The organism is Maritalea porphyrae (assembly GCF_027213965.1).
GTDB lineage: Bacteria > Pseudomonadota > Alphaproteobacteria > Rhizobiales > Devosiaceae > Maritalea > Maritalea porphyrae_A.
Genome location: NZ_JAPWGX010000003.1, coordinates 656,331 through 675,126, shown reverse-complemented (window position 1 = coordinate 675,126; position 18,796 = coordinate 656,331). Strand labels below are relative to the sequence as shown.

Sequence of the window (18,796 nt, the reverse complement as noted above, 5' to 3'; positions counted from 1 at the left end):
TTTGGCTTGGCTGAAATCCTTTATCGCTCTGGTTCTTCTGCAGGCCGTCATTTGGGGCGGCACGCATTTTTACTATTCAACCAACCCAAAGCAAGTCCTTTTGGTCGTCGACACGTCTTATGCGATGAAGTCGAATTTTACCGACGCGCAAAAGTGGATTGATGATTTTGTGGCCAGCACGCGCTACACCAACATCGAAGTCGGCACGGACAAAGTTGCTTTAGGCAACCTCAAAGACTTGCGTTCCCAAGACGTATTGTTCAGAACCGCATTTGGCCGCATTTCTGCCGAGAATGTATCTGCACTATATGCGAATGCAAACGCACCAACCAAATACCTACTTACCAGCGAACCTCTAACACTCGAAGGTTGGCAGGTAGTTTCATGGTAATATAGTCCCCCCATGAAATAGCACTGCTCAAGCAAATATCGAAATGCAATACGCTACATCTCTATTTGACCCAATCAGAGCTAGACAAACCAGTATTCATTGCGTTTAATTCGCCCCAAGCGCGCAAAAAGTGTGCACCATAAAAACGAGACTACTCTGGGGACAAACATACATGACATATAAGTCAGATATTGAGATCGCGCGCGCCGCGGTCAAACAACCTATTGCGCAAATTGGCGCGAAACTTGGCATCGATAATTCTCACCTTTTGCCCTTTGGGCACGACAAAGCCAAAATCTCCGAAGAATTCATCAAGTCATTGGACGGTCAAAAAGACGGTAAACTGATCTTGGTCACCGCCATCAACCCAACGCCAGCAGGCGAGGGGAAAACCACCACCACCGTTGGTCTTGGTGATGGGCTAAATAGAATTGGCAAAAACGCAACGATATGTATCCGCGAACCTTCGCTTGGCCCATGTTTTGGCATGAAGGGCGGCGCAGCAGGGGGCGGATATGCGCAGGTTGTGCCGATGGAGGATATCAACCTACACTTCACTGGTGACTTCCACGCCATTACTTCAGCCCACAATCTCCTATCCGCAATGCTCGACAATCATGTTTATTGGGGCAACGAAGAAAAGATCGATATTCGCCGCATCACTTGGCGTCGGGTAATCGACATGAACGATCGCGCGTTGCGTTCAATTGTGGCTTCGCTCGGCGGCGTAGCAAACGGCTATCCGCGCGAAGCTGGCTTTGACATCACTGTTGCTTCTGAGATCATGGCCATTCTTTGCCTTGCAGATGATTTGGAAGACTTGCAGAACCGATTGGGCAATATCATCGTCGCCTATCGGAACGACAAAACACCCGTCTATTGTCGCGATATCAAAGCTGATGGCGCAATGACTGTTTTGTTGCAACAAGCAATGCAGCCCAATCTGGTACAAACACTTGAGAACAACCCCGCCTTCATTCATGGCGGACCATTCGCCAACATCGCTCATGGTTGTAATTCAGTAATTGCCACAAAAACAGCGCTCAAACTCGCCGATTATGTGGTTACAGAAGCTGGATTTGGCGCGGACCTTGGGGCTGAAAAATTCTTTGACATTAAATGTCGCAAAGCCGGTTTGAAACCATCTGCAGTTGTTATTGTCGCAACCATCCGCGCCCTCAAAATGAATGGCGGGGTGGCTAAAGACGCACTTGGGAACGAAGATGTGGATGCCTTAGTGCGCGGTTGCGCAAACCTTGGTCGCCACATCGAAAACATTCAAAAGTTTGGAGTGCCTGCGGTTGTGGCCATCAACCACTTCGTCACCGATTCGGACGCGGAAGTGCAAGCCATACGAGATTACGCAAGCTCCGTGGGAGCCGAAGCCATATTATGCCAACATTGGGAAAAAGGCTCAGAAGGGACTGTTGAGCTTGCGAATAGGATCGTAGAGATTGCGGAAGGTAACACAGCGGACTTCAAGCCACTTTATGAAGCCGATCTGCCCTTACTCGCCAAGATTGAGAAGGTCGCCAAAGAAATCTATCGCGCCGACAAAGTTGTGGTCGATAAAAAGATCGAGAATCAGTTACGCGAATGGGAAGAGGCTGGTTACGGCAATCTGCCGGTTTGCATGGCCAAAACCCAATATTCCTTCTCAACGGATCCAAATTTGCGCGGTGCACCCACAGGGCACACAATTCCTGTGCGTGAAGTAAGGCTTTCTGCTGGTGCGGGCTTTGTTGTTGCTGTATGCGGTGACATTATGACGATGCCCGGTTTGCCCCGCAAACCATCGGCCGAAGCAATTCATTTGGATGACAACGGCGAAATCCAAGGATTGTTCTAGGCCCAGCTGAAGGATGACTATGGTGGCGAGACAATTTCAGGAAAATGAAATCATCTCCCGCCTTATTCCGCTTGGCGACCGTGCGATTTTGGTGCGGTTTGGCAACCAGCTTACACTTGAAGCAAACCACAATGCGCAAGTGTTTGCGGACCTTTGCCGCGAGAAGCTTGGTTCAATGATTGACGGATGCAGTTCAAATCTTGTGTCCGTCATTTTGCGTTATGATCCGTTCAAAACGCAATTCAATGATCTGAAAAACCAAATCATGCTCTTAATGAGCACTTTTGATGGCGACAAATCTGGCCCAGATAAGCCGTTGCACAACATCAATGTCATATATGGCGGCAAATACGGCCCTTGTTTGCAGGACGTGTGTGAAATGCTTGAGCTGAGTGACGATCAGTTCATCAAGTCTCACACGAGCAAACCTTTGCACGCCCTGGCTTTGGGGTTTTCACCCGGTTTTCTTTATCTCGGTTTGCATGATGAAAAACTGCGGGTTCCTCGTCGGGAGCAGGTGCAAGAAAACGTGCCCGCCGGATCCATTCTGTTCGCAGCTGGGCAAACAGCCATAACCTCGCGTCCCATTCGCACGGGCTGGCACGTTATTGGTCAAACTGATTTTCGCAACTTTGATTCATCAAGCCAAACACCGATAATGGTAAATCCTGGCGAGTTGGTTCATTTCCAAGTGGTGGAAAACCTATGAGTGGCTCAATAACAATTCAGCGTGTATCGCCCAATTCAACCATACAAGACGCTGGGCGGCCCGAAGGCTTGCTTTATGGGCTTTCCGCTAGCGGGCCAATGGATAGAACCGCCTTTAACAAAACAGCTGCCGCGCTTGATGGTCAAGGCAGCCAATCGGTAATCGAATTCTCTATGTTGGGCATAGATTTTGTCTATTCTGGTCCACCTACAGAATGCGCTGTTGATGGCGGCGAATTTCAGATCAAGCAAAACAACGATGAAAAGCAATGGCCTGCACTTCTGTTGTTGACCGATGGCGATAAGGTAAGCATCACAACAGGCAGGGCTGGCAATTACGGTTACCTCCGTTTTGCGCAAAGCTTGAATATCCCCATCGTTATGGGCAGTAAGTCAACAAACTTGGCAGCTGGCGTTGGTGGATTTGAGGGGCGCGCCCTCAAAGCGAATGATCAGATCACATTTGGCGATGGTGTGCAGTTGCGCACAAATAGTGTTGGCTCACAGACCAAAAGTGCGGCGCCAAGTTCAAATATAGTGCGCGTATTGCCCGGTTTACATGCAGATTTGCTTGGCCCGGCCATGTGGACGAGGCTTTTTGAAGCACCATTTAAGATTTCCAATTCCATTGATCGGATGGGTTTTCGCCTTTCAGACCCGCTGGCACGGTTTGATATTTCACAACACAAGAACATCGTTTCAGATGCAGTTGTGCTGGGTGATATCCAGCTATTAGGTGATGGAACACCAGTAATACTGATGCGCGATCACCAACCAATTGGCGGTTACCCCCGAATTGCTACTATCATCGATGCGGACCTTGATTATGTGGCGCAGCTGCGCCCAAATAGAGAGATAAGTTTCATTTCAACGACGCTGGAAAAAGCACATAAGGCGATGGTGAATGGATGATGGCTGATCGCTGGATTGATTTGAACGCAGACTTGGGTGAGGGCACCGGCAATGATGCGGCGATGATGCATTATGTCTCAAGCGCCAATATCGCCTGCGGCGGTCACGCAGGAGACGATGACACCATCCAGCAATCAATTGATTTGGCGCTGAAAAACGAGGTCACAATCGGCGCACACCCCGGGTTTGAGGATAAAGAGAACTTTGGGCGCAAACAATTGCATCTCACCTCAGCCGAGTTGAGCAATCAAATCTTACGCCAACTCGAACGGTTTGAAGGTTGGGCTCAAAAAGCCAACACAACAACCAAATATGTTAAACTGCACGGCGCATTGGCCAATATGACCGCCGCTGACTTTGATTTGGCCTTGACCGCCTATGAGGCCGTAAAGTCATTCCGCAAAGACATGCCCATTTTAGCGCTTGCGAATTCCCAACAAACCAAGGCTGCAAAGCAGTTAAGTTTGCCCGTGTTTGACGAGGCATTTGCGGATCGTGCCTATACCGAAGATGGCCAACTCGCCTCTAGAGCAATTGAAGGCGCGGTCTTGACACAAGACAAGGCAGTCCTTGAACAGGTCACCTATTTACTGACTACAGGTTGTGTAAAAACGATCTCAGGTGGCGATCTGAAATTGCCCACACAATCGATCTGCCTTCACGGCGATAATGCCCATGCGGTTCACTTGGCAGAACGCATCAGCGAAACCATCAAGGCATTGGGCATAAACATAAAATCATTTGCGAAATAAAAAACTCTGGGGTGCAAAATGACAGCAAAGATTATTGATGGGAAAGCGTTTGCACAAGGACTGCGCGAACGGATTGCAGATCACGTTGAGCGCTTAAAATCTGAACACAATATAACGCCGGGACTTGCCGTGATTATCGTGGGTCACGACCCCGCAAGCCAAGTCTATGTGAACAATAAGGCAAAGCAGACAAAAGAAGTTGGCATGAACTCATTTAAGTATGAGTTGGCCGCCGACGTGCCAGAGGCAGAAGTTCTCGCCCTTATTGAAGAACTCAACAATCGTGACGATGTGCACGGTATCCTGTGCCAATTGCCGGTGCCAAAACACATTGATGAAAACAAGATCATCAATGCTTTAAGCCCTGCCAAAGACGTCGATTGCTTCAGCCCAGAAAATGTTGGCAAAGTCGCCATCGGCTTGCCCGGCCCCGTGCCATGCACCCCTTTAGGCAGCCTAATGCTTCTGCGCGATGAATTGGGAGATCTTACGGGGTTAAACGCCGTGGTTATTGGGCGTTCAAACCTTGTGGGTAAACCAATGGGCGCATTGCTTTTGCGCGACAGCGCCACAGTCACTATTGCCCATTCTCGTACCAAAAATCTGCCCGCAATCTGTGCGCAAGCAGATATTGTTGTTGCGGCCGTTGGCCGACCAGAAATGGTCAAAGGCGATTGGATTAAACCCGGCGCAACTGTTATCGACGTTGGCATCAACCGCATTGCGGCGCCAGAGCGTGGAGAAGGCAAGTTCCGGTTGGTTGGTGATGTCGACTACAAGGCCGCAGCTGAAGTTGCTGGTGCCATCACACCAGTACCTGGCGGCGTTGGGCCGATGACCATCGCTTGCCTGTTGGCCAACACCGTTACAACAGCTTGCTTGGCAAACGGACTAACCCCACCAAGCGATTTGACGGCTTAAATCAGCGCGCGCGATTGCGGCCGCGTCGGCGCGGTCGTCCGCCATCGGTGCCGTTTTCTGGTGCAACAAATGCTGGCATGTCGAAATGGGCACGTGTACGCACAAACTCATCTTGGCTGTTGGGCAAGCCCATCGCGGCAACAAACAGGTCTTGGAACGCTGGCTCTAGCGCGGTTTCAACCTTAGTGACCTGCTGAACTGTTTCTTCAATTCGCTTTCGTGCGTTGACGTCGAGCAGTGCGATCAACGCGCCTTGTCCAGCGGCATTGCCGACAGCTTTGACCTTGTCGACCGCGCAATCTGGGACCAGGCCCAAAAGCATGGCGTAAGCTGGATCGATATAGGACCCAAATGCGCCAGCCAATCGTATTTCGCCAACTTCTGTGATGCCTGATTTTTGCATCAGCAATTTCACGCCAGCATAAAGCGCCGCTTTTGCCAATTGGATCGCTCGCACGTCATTCTGAGTAACCTCAATATGTGGCGTGCCTTCGTTGACAATAAAGCTCCAAGTGCGCCCATTTGGTTTCAGAACAGCTTCTTCGGGTTCATTTTGTGGCGAGCGAATAATTCCGTCTTGGGTCAGTATTCCCGCCAGAAGCATCTCGCCGATGATTTCGATAATGCCCGAACCACAAATTCCAGTGACGCCAGTTTCTTTTGACTTCACGCCGAACTCATCATGGTCAGACCATTCTTCGGTACCAATAATTTTATATCGGCATTTTAGTGTTTCGCGGTCAACCCGGATGCGTTCGATAGCACCGGGCGCGGCGCGTTGGCCGCACGAGGTTTCAGCCCCTTCAAATGCAGGTCCGGTCGGCGAGGACGCCGCCAAAAGCTGTGTGCCGTCCCACAATGCGATTTCTGCATTTGTGCCCACATCAACCACCAAAGTGGGGTGAGATTCTGTTTCGGGATGCTGTGCCAACAACACCGCAGCCGCATCTGCACCTACATGGCCCGCAATGAGGGGTAATAGGTAGACAGAAGCGCCCAAAGGCATATTCAAACCAATGTCAGATGCGCGGCAATGAATGGCTTCAGACTGCACCAAAGCGAAAGGCGCTTGGCCAATTTCGGTGGGGTCCCAACCAAGAAAAAGATGATGCATCACAGGGTTTGCAACAAACACCGCATCAAGCAGGGCCGCGCGGTCTTTGCCTGTAATTTCAAGAAGTTGGTCAACCAAACCATTTATGGCTTTCACCACAGCGTTAGTTAAGTTTTCTTGGCCGTTGTCGTTCATCATCACGTATGAAACGCGCGACATCAAATCTTCGCCAAACCGAATTTGCGGGTTGGCAACACCAGTTGACGCGAGAATTTCACCCGTCATCAAATCGGTCAAATGCGCGGCAATTGTGGTGGAACCGATGTCGACAGCGAGTCCCGATACATTCTCAGAATAACCGGGACTAATTGAGACAATTTCAGGTGCTGTTTCGGGGTTGTGAATTGCAACGGTCACTTCCCAATTTGCCTTACGCAGCAGCTTTTGCAAATCGCGTTTTAAGTGATGCGCCATGGTGATCGTACCCAGATCAAAACGCTCGTTGATCGCTTTGATCAGCCGATCCGCATCGCCTAGCGGGTTGTGCATATCAGGCTGTTCAACTTCAGCGTAGTAGAGCCGAACAGCAGGTTGGCGAACCATGCCGATAGTGTCCGCATCTTTGCGAATGGTTTGCCCAGCAACTTTGAATGCATCAGGAATTTCAATAACAACGTCGCCTTGCAGAGTGGCTGAACAGGAGAGGCGGTGCCCGTCCTCTAACCCACGTTTTTCGGCATAGCGCTGTTCCTTAAATCCTTTTTCAGAAAGCGCGTCTTCGCGGCTTTCGATATTGAGTTTTGAAAAATGTCCTTCAGCAACAGACACTTGGCACTTGCCACAAATGCCGCGTCCGCCACAAACACTTTCAACATAAACGCCCAACTCTCGCGCAGCATCAAGCAGCGGCGTTCCCACCGGAAAGCGCCCTTTGCGGCCGGATGGTTGAAAAACAACCAATGCATCTTTTTGTTGAGCGTTCACAAAATTATCCCCGACGACGACGACCGGAGCGACGGCCACGACCACCAGCTTCTTCGCCTTCAACCACAGGTCTGTTTGCACGCAACCATTCGGCACAATCCGGGTCCAACCCGTTCAATACGTTTGCCGCACGAACTGCATCCATTTGCTCTTTGTGCAATGGGCTCATGATTGCTGACGTCATGCCGTGGCCCGCAGCCATAGCGATGAAGTGACCCGTCATCAACTGACGGTTTGGTATGCCAAAACCCACATTTGATGCACCACAGGTGGTGTTGACTTTCAACTCTTCACGCAAACGCCGAAGTAGCGCAAATACTTGACGACCAGCATCATTCATCGCGCCAATTGGCATCACGAGCGGATCGACAACCACGTCTTCTTTTGGGATACCGTGGTCTTGTGCACGCTCAACAATTTTCTTGGCAACGGCAAAGCGCACATCTGGATCAGTCGAAATGCCCGTTTCGTCGTTTGAAATGGCAACAACTGCAGCGCCATATTTTTTGATCAGCGGCAAAACGCGCTCAAGGGACTCGTCTTCACCCGTTACGGAATTCACAAGTGGCTTGCCCTGATAAACAGCCAAACCGGCCTCAAGCGCATCAATAATCGAGCTATCAATTGAAATAGGAACATCGGTTAGGCTTTGCACCAGCTGGATACATTCGGCCAAGATTTTTGGCTCATCCGCTAACGGAACGCCAGCGTTGATATCAAGAACGTGTGCACCCGCCGCAACTTGCGCCAACGCATCGGCCTGCACGGTTGTATAGTCATGTTCCTTCATCTCTGCGGCGAGTTTTTTGCGTCCAGTTGGGTTGATCCGCTCTCCAATCACGCAGAAAGGTTGGTCAAAGCCAATCGCGACTTCTTTGGTCGGGGATGATAAAACTGTACGTACGGTCATGGATGCTAGCCTTTTAGTGTGTTGCCGCCGTTGCGGGCGATGTCTGCTAAGATTTTTGTCGGGAATTGCGTTTCAAGCTCGTTCGCGATGCGCTCAACCGCTTCAGCAGGCGCTTCATCCCCAATATCGATTGTTGCGCGACGCCACTCTTCCAAATAGCTATCAGTATCTTCAGCGCCGCTTTCCATTGCTGCCTTGTCTACAGCAACCAAAAAACGGTCGGCGAGGGGGCGTTTGATGGCCTTGCGGCCTTTGCCAAAAGTGACCTGAGTTGGAATATCACGCCAATAAATAACAACTACGGACATGTTAAGCTGCCCCTTTCAAGAAATCGCCGAGCAATCCAAATTGCGTCTTTTTGTGTTCAAACCGCAGCCCCAAACGGGCGGCGGCATCTTCTGCCTTTTCCACCAAAGCGTGGTCTTCACTTTGCGCCAAATATACAAGCCGCGTGTAATTGCCGAAATAGGCCTCAAGCAATTCCGGATGTCGGTCCAACCCAAGGGGTTTGAACACCAATGTATCAAACTGGCGGACCAGAAAATCCGTCAAATAGAAGGTACCCGGCTCATTGTCTTGCAACTGATTAAATTGCTCTAAACCAAGGTAGAATGCATAACAATGCGCGCCTTCAATCCGTGAAGCATTGTACTTTTCAAGGACTTGATCAAGTCGACCGGCCGTTCCGCAATCACCATAACCGACCAAAAGTTGCGAGCAAGTTGTCGACATATCAGCCAAAACCGCATCAACTGCTGCTGGTATTTCACTCGGTTTATTGTGCAAGCCTGCAGGCAGAAAACGCACGTCAAACAGATCGGGAGCGAGTTGTTTTTGTATAGCCAGAATTTCGCGCGCAAGGGCACCGCAGGCCACGAGGCCGGTTTTTCTTATCGCTGTCGCAAATGTATTTTGGTCGTCCATTTGGCCAATCTATGCAGCCTGCGAAACAAGGCGTTTTGCCGTCTCCACAGCAATCGCTGCATCCTTACAATAAGCGTCCGCACCAATCGCTTCGCCAAACTCTTCGTTCAGCGGCGCTCCACCAACTATGACAAAAAGGTCATCACGAACGCCCTTTTCTTTAAGCGTCTCAATAACCACTTTCATATAGGTCATCGTGGTGGTCAAAAGTGCCGACATCCCCAAAATATCAGGTTTATGCTCTTCAATAGCGGCAAGGAACTGGTCAACATCGGTGTTAATGCCAAGGTCGATAACCTCAAAGCCCGCGCCTTCCATCATCATGCCCACAAGGTTTTTACCGATATCGTGGATGTCGCCCTTGACGGTGCCGACAACCATTTTACCCATTTTGGGTGCTCCGGTTTCGGTAAGGAGAGGGCGCAATATGTGCATGCCGCCCTTCATGGCGTTGGCCGCAAGCAAAACTTCTGGCACAAACAAAATTCCATCGCGGAAATCGTCGCCAACGGTCTTCATGCCCACAACCAAAACCTTAGTCAGAATGTCGTAGGGCGCCCAGCCACGCTCAAGATAGATATTAACGCCTTCAATGATTTCCTCTTTCAAGCCATCATAAAGGTCGTCTTGCATCTGTTCGGAAAGCTCTTCGTCGCTCAACTCAGAAAGAATGATATCGTCTTCATCATCAGCCATAATTCAGATCCCTATCTGCAACTCAAATCTTAAGAACGTTTGCGGCGACGGTTCGAGCGGTCAGCCGTTTTGTCAGTTTTTGGAGAAACCAGAGGTCCAAGGATTTCTATGATTTCTTCGGCAGTTGGTGCATCACCACCATTGTGCTCTCGCACAGCATCCGCCATCGCTTTAACGTGGGCCGGGCTATTGCCGCAGCAACCCCCAATAATTGAAATGCCCAGGTTCATCGCCAATTTAGCATAGTCACCCATAAGTTCGGGCGATCCTGAATAAACAACTTTGTCACCCGCGATTCTAGGAATGCCAGCATTTGCTTTAGCAACGACGGGAATGCCGCCAGAGTGGGCAACAAGGTCGATTGCTGCAACCAACAAATCAGAAGCTCCAACCCCGCAGTTTGAACCAAAAGCAACGGGTTTAGTCGGCTTAGCCTGCATGGCATCGCCGAAATCCGCTGGAGAAAAGCCCATCATGGTTTTGCCCGCAGTGTCAAAGCTTGCAGTCACCACATAATCCATGCCGACTTCATTAGCCGCTTCAATGGCTGCGTCAATTTCTTCAGGTGAGGACATGGTTTCAATCCATGCCACATCGGCGCCACCCTTTTTAAGGCCCGTCATTTGCTCAATAAAGGCCTCAACTGCACCTTCATACGTCAATTCGCCCAAGGGCACTAACAAATCGCCAGTTGGTCCGACGGACCCAGCAACAACAATCTCACGACCGGAGTTTGCAACCAAATCACCAGCAATTGTGGCAGCAGCTTCATTAACTTCAACCACCCGGTCATCAAGTTGGTGCAGGTGCAAACGACGCGCCGTGCCACCAAAACTATTGGTCACCAATATATCAGAACCCGCGTCAATAAACGACTGGTGCAGCTTTTGGATGCGATCAACATGGTCAAAATTCCAAGCTTCAGGTGCCTGTCCAGAATCAAGACCCATCGGGATTAGGTTGGTCCCAGTTGCCCCGTCAGCAAGCAAAATGCCGCGCTCATCAAGCAGTTTTTGAAGTTTGTTCATTGTTGGCTGTCGCTTTCCAAAGTCATCTTGTTGGTTCTAATAACACAATTTAGATATAAAGAAAGCTTTATATCATCCTGAGTTGTCCAAAATCCTGACACAAGTTCGCCTTATTTCTAGTTAAGAACGAGAAAATTAAGCTTGCAGCAACCATGCCGTCGATCGTCATTGGTAATTGCACCCCAAAAGACTGTATAAAATTGGTCATATCGGTTGGAAGTTTTGTGTACGTAATTATGATTCTTAAAAAGCTTAAATCCCACGTTCGCGTGGCAGTCTTACTTAGTCTTGCAGCGCCCGTGTTAGCAGCATGTGGCGGCAGCAACAGCTTATTCAAAAATCCGCTGATCAATAACAAGACGAAGTTTTCGTCCTCTGAGTATGGCGTCGGCGCTTCTCCAAGGCTCACAACTGGGTCGCGAGTTAAAAAGGGTGGGGGTCGTTACCAAGTTGGCAAGCCATATAAGGTTGCTGGTAAATGGTATGAGCCAAAAGTACAGCCAAACTACGACAAAACTGGCACCGCGAGCTGGTATGGCCCAAATTTTCATGGCCGTCTGACAGCCAACGGTGAAATCTACGACCAAAACATGCTCAGCGCCGCGCACCCAACCCTGCCGCTGCCTTCCTATGTCCGTGTGACCAACATGTCGAATGGTCGATCTGCGTTGGTGCGTGTGAATGATCGAGGACCATTTGCACACGGTCGATTGATCGATTTGTCGAGCAAAACCGCAGATGTGTTGCAGTTCAAGCAACAGGGTACAGCAAAAGTGCGTGTGGAATATGTGGGCAAAGCACCAATTGATGGTGATGATACGCGTTTCCTTTTGGCCAGCATAAACAAAAAAACAGATTTGGAACGAGGTCGCACACAATTAGCGTTTGCCGGCGGAACAAAACTCGCCAGCGTGTCGCGTGATCAGCTTAGCGTGCAGGCACAATCCTTTGTGCCGACCCCGCCAGCGCGAACCGTGATGACACAAATGCCAAGTTTTGAGGAATCCACGTTCGACTTATTGGTCTCCTCTTATGCGAACAGTTCAAATGAACCTGTCAATGCAGCCCACCTTGCAATTGAGAATATGAGTGCTGTGCCTGATGCACTCGGTGTCTGGCGCGAATCTGCAGAACATGGGTTCATCGACGTGAACCGGTCTGTTGGTGTATTTAAATCGCTTGAATCAGCGCACCAAGTGGGACAAGAACTCGCTCTTCTTGCTATCGTTGATTTGCGCCCCACAAATCTGAACGGCGTGACAGCAACGCAGGTGTTTCTCGAAAATCTCCGTCCCGGCGTTTCCAAGCAAGACATAAATGATCTCACGCAACGACTTGGCCTAAGCGACTTCGTGCTGTAATAAATCTCTATGACCGAATACAAGTTGTGTTCAGGTGAACCTGCGGGGAGGACCTGTGCAGGTCGGTGAGGAGTATACAGTGGCCACCAGTTGTCGTTCAGGCAGAATTGCGCAAGCAGTCCTTGCGTTGTTGTTCTTGTTTTGCCTGCCCGCGTTCGCACAAGTAGAGTTCAATACCAAAGCAAAATTTGCCGTCTTGATGGACTATAACTCGGGCACCGTGTTGTACCAAAAAGACGCAGATGAGCGCATGGAACCCGCGTCCATGGCAAAACTCATGACAATTGCAGTCGTTTTTGATCAGCTTCAAAAGGGGCGCTTGAGCCTAGACGACGAGGTTTTCATTTCGGAAAAGGCATGGCGAGAAGGCGGTGCTGCCTCTGGCGGTTCAACCATGTTTGCGGAATTGGATTCAAAAGTCAGTGTCGGTGACCTTGTAAAGTCAGTCATCATTCAATCTGGAAACGATGCAAGCATAGCCTTAGCAGAGGCCATTGGTGGCACAGAGCTCTCATTTGTTCGCATGATGAATGAAATGGCCAAGGATATCGGTTTGCAAAGATCTGATTTTGCAAACTCGACAGGTCTTCCTGACCCTACAATGCATGTGACCGCACGTGATCTAGGTAATCTGGCTCGACATATTATTAAAACCTACCCCGAATATTATTCAATTTTCTCTGAGCCAAGTTTTGAGTGGAACAACATCAATCAGGGCAATCGCAACACATTGCTCGACGACGGTATTGGCGTTGATGGGCTAAAAACAGGGCACACCGAATCCGCTGGCTATGGCATCGTGGCAAGTACAACAGAAAATGGTCGACGTTTAATCGCCGTTCTGCACGGCATGGAAAGCAAGAAACAGCGGACTGAAGAAGCGCGCAAACTGTTGACATGGGGCTCTAGAAGTTTCGAACGCATTCAAGCTTTTGACCAAGACCAGATTGTCGCTGAAATCCCGGTTTATGGCGGGGAAAAACCGAAGGTCGGCTTGACGGGTGAAGGACAAATCGACCTTTATGTGCCAAAAGGTTCAAAACGCTGTCTTTCTGCAAAGATTGTGTACAATGGACCATTGATTCCGCCCGTGGACCGTGGTCAACAGGTTGCGTCGCTGCAAGTATGGTGTGACGATAAGCTTATCCAGTCTTCACCCTTGTATGCAGCGGAAACAATCGAGCAGGGCGGTATTGTCCGTCGTGCGACAGATGCACTTAAAGAATTGGCTTTCGGCTGGATCTAAGTCTAGATTTTGCCTTTAAACGACAAGGTTCACCCCACTCAAATGACCGCGAAATTCATCACATTTGAGGGCGGAGAGGGCGTTGGAAAATCAACGCAAATCAAACGCCTTGTGGCCAATTTGGTCAAGCATGGCGTTGAAGCCGTACGCACGCGCGAGCCCGGCGGTACCCCACGCGCTGAAGCCATCCGTTCGTTTCTACTGCAAGGCAAGTCCGAACAATGGGGACCAAGTGCAGAGGCGATCCTTTTTGCAGCCGCACGTTTGGATCACGTCAATTCAATGATTAAGCCAAATCTTGAAAGTGAAAAATGGGTCCTTTCAGACCGGTTTTGCGACAGCACACGTGCCTATCAAGGATTGACCGGCGGCGTGCCTGACCAGCTTATCGATGCTTTAGAAACCTTGGCACTGAACGGTGCAACGCCAGATTTGACCATATTGATTGATATGGACCCTGAACTAGCATTCGAACGGGTTCGCAAACGCGCGGCGGAGGATGGGTTGAATTTGCCCCCTGATCGCTACGAAAAAGAAAACATAGAGTGGCATCGCCGGTTACGCAGAAATTTCCTCGATATTTCGCGGGCGAATGAAAGTCGATTTGTGGTTGTCGATGGCACGCAGAACGTCAATGACATGGAAAATGACATTTGGGCAAAAGTCACAGCCAAGTTTCCTGAATTGGTCGCATAATGTCGGAAAAAGAATATCCAGCACATGCTGACCAATTGCCGGGCGTTCCGCCCCCTGAAATGCAACAAAAACTGTTTGGCCATAGTGATGGACAGCGTCAGTTATTGGAAGCATATCAGGGCGGCAAATTACACCATGCTTGGTTGATCGCTGGCCAAAAGGGTATCGGAAAAGCCACATTTGCATTTGATATTGCGCGCAAGCTTTTCAGCCTTTCCGGCAATGAAACCGAGCAACGCGTTGCGGAAATGGTTGCCACTGGTGGCCATCCAAACCTTAAAGTCATTCGTCGCGCGTTCAATCATAAAACAGGAAAATACGCAGCCAATACGGGCGTAGACGTTGTGCGTGACGCAATGCGGTTCTTTCAAACAAGTGCCGCCACCAAGGGATTGCGTATTTGTATTGTTGACAGCATCGACGACCTGAACGCAAACGCCGCCAACGCGCTTCTTAAAACACTTGAAGAACCGCCTGCAAATGCATTGTTTTTGTTGATTTGCAACCAATTGGGGAAAACGCTTCCCACCATTCGGTCACGTTGCCGATTGCTCCGGTTGGGCGTTTTGATGGATCAAGATGTTTCTGCAGTTGTCGGTCAAATTGCTGGGCCAGACGCGCAAGCGCAACTGCCTTCAATTTTGGAAATTGCGCGTGGTCGGCCGCGCAAAGCGTTAGAAGCGGTTATGGCGTCATCCGACCCAACACTTCAAGCGCTTGGAAATTGGTTGGCACAGCCAAATCTTTCAAATGACGCGCAATTGATGCAGTTGGGCGCTTCGATCGCCCAGTCAAAAGACGAGGCAATTTGGCCGATGGCCTTAGAAATGCTGGAAAATGCAATTGCCTGGCGCATTAAACATCTCGCGCTGACCGACAAGAACAACCCTGCGCTTGCCAAGGCAATGTCCGTGTGGGAAAAGACGGGCGAGCAGCTAAGAGATCAGGCCGTTTACAACCTCGACAAGAAACAAACAATAATCATGATATTGGACGCGATTTGCGAATTAGATCGCGTAGCGCCAATAAACTTTGAACCGAGCACATGACCGACAAGACCTATTACATCACAACAGCAATTCATTATCCAAACGGCGTTCCACACATCGGCCATGCCTATGAAATGGCAGGCACGGACGCCATGGCGCGTTTCAAGCGCTTGGATGGATATGATGTGCGGTTTTTGACCGGCACCGACGAGCACGGCATCAAAATGGCCCAAACCGCTGAAGCGCAAGGTATTTCACCTAAGAAGCTTGCTGATATAAACTCTGCTCAGTTCCGCAGGTTGGCAGAGGCGTTAAACCTTTCCAATGACGTTTTCATCCGCACAACGGAAGAGCGACACCACAAAGCAAGCCAGGCCATTTGGGATAGAATGCTTGAAAACGGCGATATTTACGAAGGCAAATATGCAGGTTGGTACTCTGTTCGCGACGAAGCATATTATGACGAAAGCGAATTGTTTGAAGGTGAGGGGGACGAAAAACTATCGCCCCAAGGCACACCTGTTGAATGGGTAGAAGAAGCAAGTTTCTTCTTCCGTCTTTCTGCATTTGAGGATCGCCTGCTCAAGCTCTATGAAAAACAGCCAGATTTCATTGGCCCCGCATCTCGCAAGAATGAAATCACATCATTTGTAAAGTCTGGCTTGAACGATCTATCGATATCGCGCACCACATTTGACTGGGGTATTCCCGTGCCCAATGTCGAGGGGCACGTAATGTATGTATGGGTTGATGCGCTGACAAACTATCTGACTGGGGTTGGTTATCCAGATACAGATAGTGAGGACTTTAAAAAATATTGGCCCGCAGATGTGCACGTCATTGGCAAAGACATCATCCGCTTCCACGCAATCTATTGGCCCGCATTCCTAATGTCAGCCGGTATTGCTTTGCCAAAGCGCGTTTTCGCGCACGGCTTTTTGACCAATGACGGACAAAAGATGTCAAAATCTCTTGGAAATGTGGTTGATCCATTTGAAATTATTGATGAATTTGGCGTCGACGCCGTGCGCTTCTTCTTCTTGCGTGAAATCAACTTTGGCAATGATGGTGACTATGGTCGCGAAAAATTCATCAATCGTTGCAACGCGGATTTGGCCAATGACTTTGGCAATTTGGCACAACGGTCTTTATCGATGATTGGTAAAAACTGCGAAGGCAAGGTGCCAACGCCAGGCGATTTGAAACCGGAAGACATTGCATTGTTGAAGTCTTGCAAAGATGCCATTCAAGTTGCCCGCAAGGCCATAGATAGAAACCATGTACATGCGGCAGTGGCGGCGGTTTGGGACATTGTAGGCGAAGCCAACAAGTATTTTGCTAATGCGGAGCCTTGGTCACTGAAAAAGACAGACCCAGAGCGCATGAACACGGTTCTTTACGTGACCGCAGAGGCCATCCGCCGCTTGGCAATACAGGCGCAAGCAATCGTGCCCGCTTCTGCAGGCAAATTCCTAGACCTCTTGGCGATTGAGCCGGACAAGCGCTTGTTCGAGCATGTGAACGATCAATACATGATGCAACCCGGAACAGCGTTGCCGGCACCAACCCCTGTGTTTAAGCGCTTCGACAAAGAATCCTAAGGGGCAGATTTCATGCTTGTAGACAGTCATTGCCACTTAGATTTCGAGGCGCTTCAAGAAGATTTTGCCGGTGTCATGCAGCGCGCAAAGGCCGCTGGCGTTGAACGGATGGTCACCATCTGCACGCGTGTAAAAAAGTTTGACCAAATCCGCTTGATCGCTGAACAAAATGACAACGTATTCTGTTCAGTTGGCACGCATCCACACAATGCGGACGAGGAACTGGATATTAGCGTGGACCAACTGATTGAGTTGGCACAACACCCCAAATGTGTTGCGATTGGGGAGGCGGGGCTCGATTATCACTATGACAACGCACCCCGCGATGCCCAAGAAATAGGATTTCGCCGCCACATCGAAGCCGCGCGGGTGACACAATTGCCACTTGTCATCCACACCCGTTCTGCGGACCAAGACACAATCGACATTTTGCGCGAAGAAACTGAAATTGGTGCATTCCCATTTGTCTTACACTGTTTTTCCGCGGGTTTAGAATTGGCAAAAATTGGCGTCGAGTTGGGTGGTTATGTTTCATTTTCCGGTATCGCCACCTTCAAGTCTGCACAAGCAATACGCGATGCCGCACACGCCATACCAATCGAGCGGATGCTCGTTGAAACAGACGCCCCATATCTTGCACCAGTTCCGCATAGAGGCAAATCCAACGAGCCGAGCTTCGTGCGCCACACGGCGGAATATCTAGCTGCGGATTTAGGCGTAGATTATCAATCCTTTGCGGCACAAACCACCGCGAATTTTGATCGACTGTTCGCAAAGGCAGCTCAATGAGTGTTGAGCAAAAAATCCAGGTTACAATTTTGGGTTGCGGCTCGTCCGGGGGCGTGCCACGCGTTGGTGGAAATTGGGGCGATTGTGACCCAAAAAACCGAAAAAACCGGCGCCGCCGTTGTGCGCTTCTAATCACAGCAACAAGTGCAACTGGCGGCCAAACGAACATCGTTATTGATACGGGATGCGATATTCGCGAACAGCTACTCGATGCAGGTGTTACCAGTGTTGACGCTGTATTCTATACCCATGACCATGCAGATCACACCCACGGGATCGACGATTTGCGCGTACTTGCGCTCAATGATCGAAAGCGCGTTGAAGTCTATGCAAATCGACCAACGCTAGAACGGTTGAAATCGGCATTTGGCTATTGTTTTCATGCACCTATTGGCAGTCCATATCCGCCCATTCTAAATGCAAATGAAATTGATGATGGCGATGCTGTAACTGTCGAAGGCGAGGGTGGCCCGGTCACCCTGCACGCCTTTAATCAAGAACATGGCAGCATAATCTCGCTTGGCTTTCGGGTGAAAAAACTTGCCTATTCTTGTGATGTCTCAGACATCCCAAAATCATCACTCAACGAATTGAAAAATCTTGACGTCTGGATTATAGACGCTTTGCGCCGGACACCACATCCAAGTCATTTTTCTCTTGATGACTCTGTCCGCTGGATTGAAAAAATGCAGCCCGTGCAAGCATATCTAACCAATATGCACATCGACCTTGATTATGTGACCGTGAATAATGAGACGCCAGAAAATATCAAACCTGCCTATGATGGTTTCACAATCGAATTGCAGTAATTGCGACGCCTTGTGACTTGGCGACCTTAAGTGAGATGTCACAAGCTTCTGCATCATTGGCACCTCGTTGCATACAATTTGGAAATGACCACGCAAGCAATAACACCGACAGTGGCTATGAAAATCGAACATCTATAAGAACGGCTCAAATGCCGTATGCTGTGCGAAGCTGCAAC

19 protein-coding genes are annotated in these 18,796 nt (G+C 49.7%); 13 read left to right on the top strand and 6 right to left on the bottom strand.

From position 1 onward, the window contains the following. Position 1 precedes the first annotated feature (1 nt). From O4H47_RS12155 to folD, 6 genes are all read left to right on the top strand, one after another. Positions 2 to 391: a hypothetical protein gene (locus tag O4H47_RS12155; RefSeq protein WP_269394246.1), complete on the top strand. Its 390-nt coding sequence runs from the start codon at positions 2 to 4 to the stop codon at positions 389 to 391. A gap of 172 nt (positions 392 to 563) precedes the next feature. Then, on the top strand, positions 564 to 2,240 hold the full coding sequence (locus O4H47_RS12150; protein WP_269394245.1) for a formate--tetrahydrofolate ligase: 1,677 nt from the start codon (positions 564 to 566) through the stop codon (positions 2,238 to 2,240). Positions 2,241 to 2,262: 22 nt separating this feature from the next. Continuing rightward, complete coding sequence (locus O4H47_RS12145) at positions 2,263 to 2,949, top strand: 5-oxoprolinase subunit B family protein (protein WP_269394244.1); 687 nt, start codon at positions 2,263 to 2,265, stop codon at positions 2,947 to 2,949. Further along, the gene (locus O4H47_RS12140) at positions 2,946 to 3,860 is read left to right on the top strand and encodes a biotin-dependent carboxyltransferase family protein (protein ID WP_269394243.1); all 915 of its coding nucleotides are present in this window, start codon (positions 2,946 to 2,948) and stop codon (positions 3,858 to 3,860) included. The genes O4H47_RS12145 and O4H47_RS12140 overlap by 4 nt, the downstream gene beginning before the upstream one ends. Further along, entirely contained in the window at positions 3,860 to 4,612 is a 753-nt protein-coding gene (locus O4H47_RS12135) for a 5-oxoprolinase subunit PxpA (RefSeq protein ID WP_269394242.1), read from the top strand. Before O4H47_RS12140 ends, O4H47_RS12135 begins: the two co-directional genes overlap by 1 nt. Before the next feature lie 18 nt (positions 4,613 to 4,630). Further along, complete coding sequence (gene folD / locus O4H47_RS12130) at positions 4,631 to 5,533, top strand: bifunctional methylenetetrahydrofolate dehydrogenase/methenyltetrahydrofolate cyclohydrolase FolD (RefSeq protein ID WP_269394241.1); 903 nt, start codon at positions 4,631 to 4,633, stop codon at positions 5,531 to 5,533. 1 nt (position 5,534) lies between these two features. Here folD and O4H47_RS12125 read toward each other — a convergent pair whose 3' ends face one another. The 6 genes from O4H47_RS12125 to bmt are packed head-to-tail and all read right to left on the bottom strand — an operon-like array spanning position 5,535 to position 11,129. Next, positions 5,535 to 7,571, bottom strand: coding sequence for an ASKHA domain-containing protein (locus O4H47_RS12125; RefSeq protein WP_269394240.1), 2,037 nt, complete (start codon positions 7,569 to 7,571; stop codon positions 5,535 to 5,537). Between the two features lie 4 nt (positions 7,572 to 7,575). Then, on the bottom strand, positions 7,576 to 8,481 hold the full coding sequence (locus O4H47_RS12120) for a dihydropteroate synthase (RefSeq protein WP_269394239.1): 906 nt from the start codon (positions 8,479 to 8,481) through the stop codon (positions 7,576 to 7,578). Between the two features lie 5 nt (positions 8,482 to 8,486). Continuing rightward, positions 8,487 to 8,789 carry a virulence factor gene (locus tag O4H47_RS12115; RefSeq protein WP_269394238.1) on the bottom strand — a complete coding sequence of 101 codons (303 nt, stop codon included), beginning with the start codon at positions 8,787 to 8,789 and terminating at the stop codon, positions 8,487 to 8,489. 1 nt (position 8,790) lies between these two features. Further along, positions 8,791 to 9,405: a DUF1638 domain-containing protein gene (locus tag O4H47_RS12110; RefSeq protein ID WP_269394237.1), complete on the bottom strand. Its 615-nt coding sequence runs from the start codon at positions 9,403 to 9,405 to the stop codon at positions 8,791 to 8,793. A 9-nt stretch (positions 9,406 to 9,414) separates the two neighbouring features. Further along, complete coding sequence (locus tag O4H47_RS12105; protein ID WP_269394236.1) at positions 9,415 to 10,101, bottom strand: corrinoid protein; 687 nt, start codon at positions 10,099 to 10,101, stop codon at positions 9,415 to 9,417. 29 nt (positions 10,102 to 10,130) lie between these two features. Next, positions 10,131 to 11,129 (bottom strand): betaine--homocysteine S-methyltransferase, encoded by a 999-nt coding sequence (gene bmt / locus O4H47_RS12100; protein ID WP_269394235.1) that lies wholly within the window; start codon positions 11,127 to 11,129, stop codon positions 10,131 to 10,133. 224 nt (positions 11,130 to 11,353) lie between these two features. Between bmt and O4H47_RS12095 the strand changes: the two genes are divergently transcribed. The 7 genes from O4H47_RS12095 to O4H47_RS12065 all read left to right on the top strand — a co-directional run bounded on the left by O4H47_RS12095 (position 11,354) and on the right by O4H47_RS12065 (position 18,620). Next, complete coding sequence (locus O4H47_RS12095) at positions 11,354 to 12,490, top strand: septal ring lytic transglycosylase RlpA family protein (RefSeq protein ID WP_419719620.1); 1,137 nt, start codon at positions 11,354 to 11,356, stop codon at positions 12,488 to 12,490. A 79-nt stretch (positions 12,491 to 12,569) separates the two neighbouring features. After that, positions 12,570 to 13,736 (top strand): D-alanyl-D-alanine carboxypeptidase family protein, encoded by a 1,167-nt coding sequence (locus tag O4H47_RS12090; protein ID WP_269394234.1) that lies wholly within the window; start codon positions 12,570 to 12,572, stop codon positions 13,734 to 13,736. Positions 13,737 to 13,778: 42 nt separating this feature from the next. Then, complete coding sequence (tmk, locus tag O4H47_RS12085; protein WP_269394233.1) at positions 13,779 to 14,432, top strand: dTMP kinase; 654 nt, start codon at positions 13,779 to 13,781, stop codon at positions 14,430 to 14,432. Then, positions 14,432 to 15,481: a DNA polymerase III subunit delta' gene (locus O4H47_RS12080; protein ID WP_269394232.1), complete on the top strand. Its 1,050-nt coding sequence runs from the start codon at positions 14,432 to 14,434 to the stop codon at positions 15,479 to 15,481. Before tmk ends, O4H47_RS12080 begins: the two co-directional genes overlap by 1 nt. Beyond that, a complete protein-coding gene (gene metG, locus O4H47_RS12075; RefSeq protein ID WP_269394231.1) occupies positions 15,478 to 17,022 on the top strand; it encodes a methionine--tRNA ligase in 1,545 nt (514 codons plus the stop codon). Before O4H47_RS12080 ends, metG begins: the two co-directional genes overlap by 4 nt. Before the next feature lie 12 nt (positions 17,023 to 17,034). Further along, positions 17,035 to 17,811, top strand: a complete 777-nt coding sequence (locus O4H47_RS12070; RefSeq protein WP_269394230.1) for a TatD family hydrolase — start codon at positions 17,035 to 17,037, stop codon at positions 17,809 to 17,811. Continuing rightward, on the top strand, positions 17,808 to 18,620 hold the full coding sequence (locus O4H47_RS12065) for an MBL fold metallo-hydrolase (protein ID WP_269394229.1): 813 nt from the start codon (positions 17,808 to 17,810) through the stop codon (positions 18,618 to 18,620). Before O4H47_RS12070 ends, O4H47_RS12065 begins: the two co-directional genes overlap by 4 nt. Positions 18,621 to 18,796: the final 176 nt, after the last annotated feature.

Excerpts from the sequence above, each read along its gene's own strand:
- O4H47_RS12150 (WP_269394245.1), top strand. The coding sequence starts at position 564 with ATGACATATAAGTCAGATATTGAGATCGCGCGCGCCGCGGTCAAACAA.
- O4H47_RS12140 (WP_269394243.1), top strand. The coding sequence starts at position 2,946 with ATGAGTGGCTCAATAACAATTCAGCGTGTATCGCCCAATTCAACCATA.
- O4H47_RS12135 (WP_269394242.1), top strand. The coding sequence starts at position 3,860 with ATGGCTGATCGCTGGATTGATTTGAACGCAGACTTGGGTGAGGGCACC.
- folD (WP_269394241.1), top strand. The coding sequence starts at position 4,631 with ATGACAGCAAAGATTATTGATGGGAAAGCGTTTGCACAAGGACTGCGC.
- O4H47_RS12120 (WP_269394239.1), bottom strand. The coding sequence starts at position 8,481 with ATGACCGTACGTACAGTTTTATCATCCCCGACCAAAGAAGTCGCGATT.
- O4H47_RS12115 (WP_269394238.1), bottom strand. The coding sequence starts at position 8,789 with ATGTCCGTAGTTGTTATTTATTGGCGTGATATTCCAACTCAGGTCACT.
- O4H47_RS12110 (WP_269394237.1), bottom strand. The coding sequence starts at position 9,405 with ATGGACGACCAAAATACATTTGCGACAGCGATAAGAAAAACCGGCCTC.
- O4H47_RS12105 (WP_269394236.1), bottom strand. The coding sequence starts at position 10,101 with ATGGCTGATGATGAAGACGATATCATTCTTTCTGAGTTGAGCGACGAA.
- bmt (WP_269394235.1), bottom strand. The coding sequence starts at position 11,129 with ATGAACAAACTTCAAAAACTGCTTGATGAGCGCGGCATTTTGCTTGCT.
- tmk (WP_269394233.1), top strand. The coding sequence starts at position 13,779 with ATGACCGCGAAATTCATCACATTTGAGGGCGGAGAGGGCGTTGGAAAA.
- O4H47_RS12080 (WP_269394232.1), top strand. The coding sequence starts at position 14,432 with ATGTCGGAAAAAGAATATCCAGCACATGCTGACCAATTGCCGGGCGTT.
- metG (WP_269394231.1), top strand. The coding sequence starts at position 15,478 with ATGACCGACAAGACCTATTACATCACAACAGCAATTCATTATCCAAAC.
- O4H47_RS12070 (WP_269394230.1), top strand. The coding sequence starts at position 17,035 with ATGCTTGTAGACAGTCATTGCCACTTAGATTTCGAGGCGCTTCAAGAA.
- O4H47_RS12065 (WP_269394229.1), top strand. The coding sequence starts at position 17,808 with ATGAGTGTTGAGCAAAAAATCCAGGTTACAATTTTGGGTTGCGGCTCG.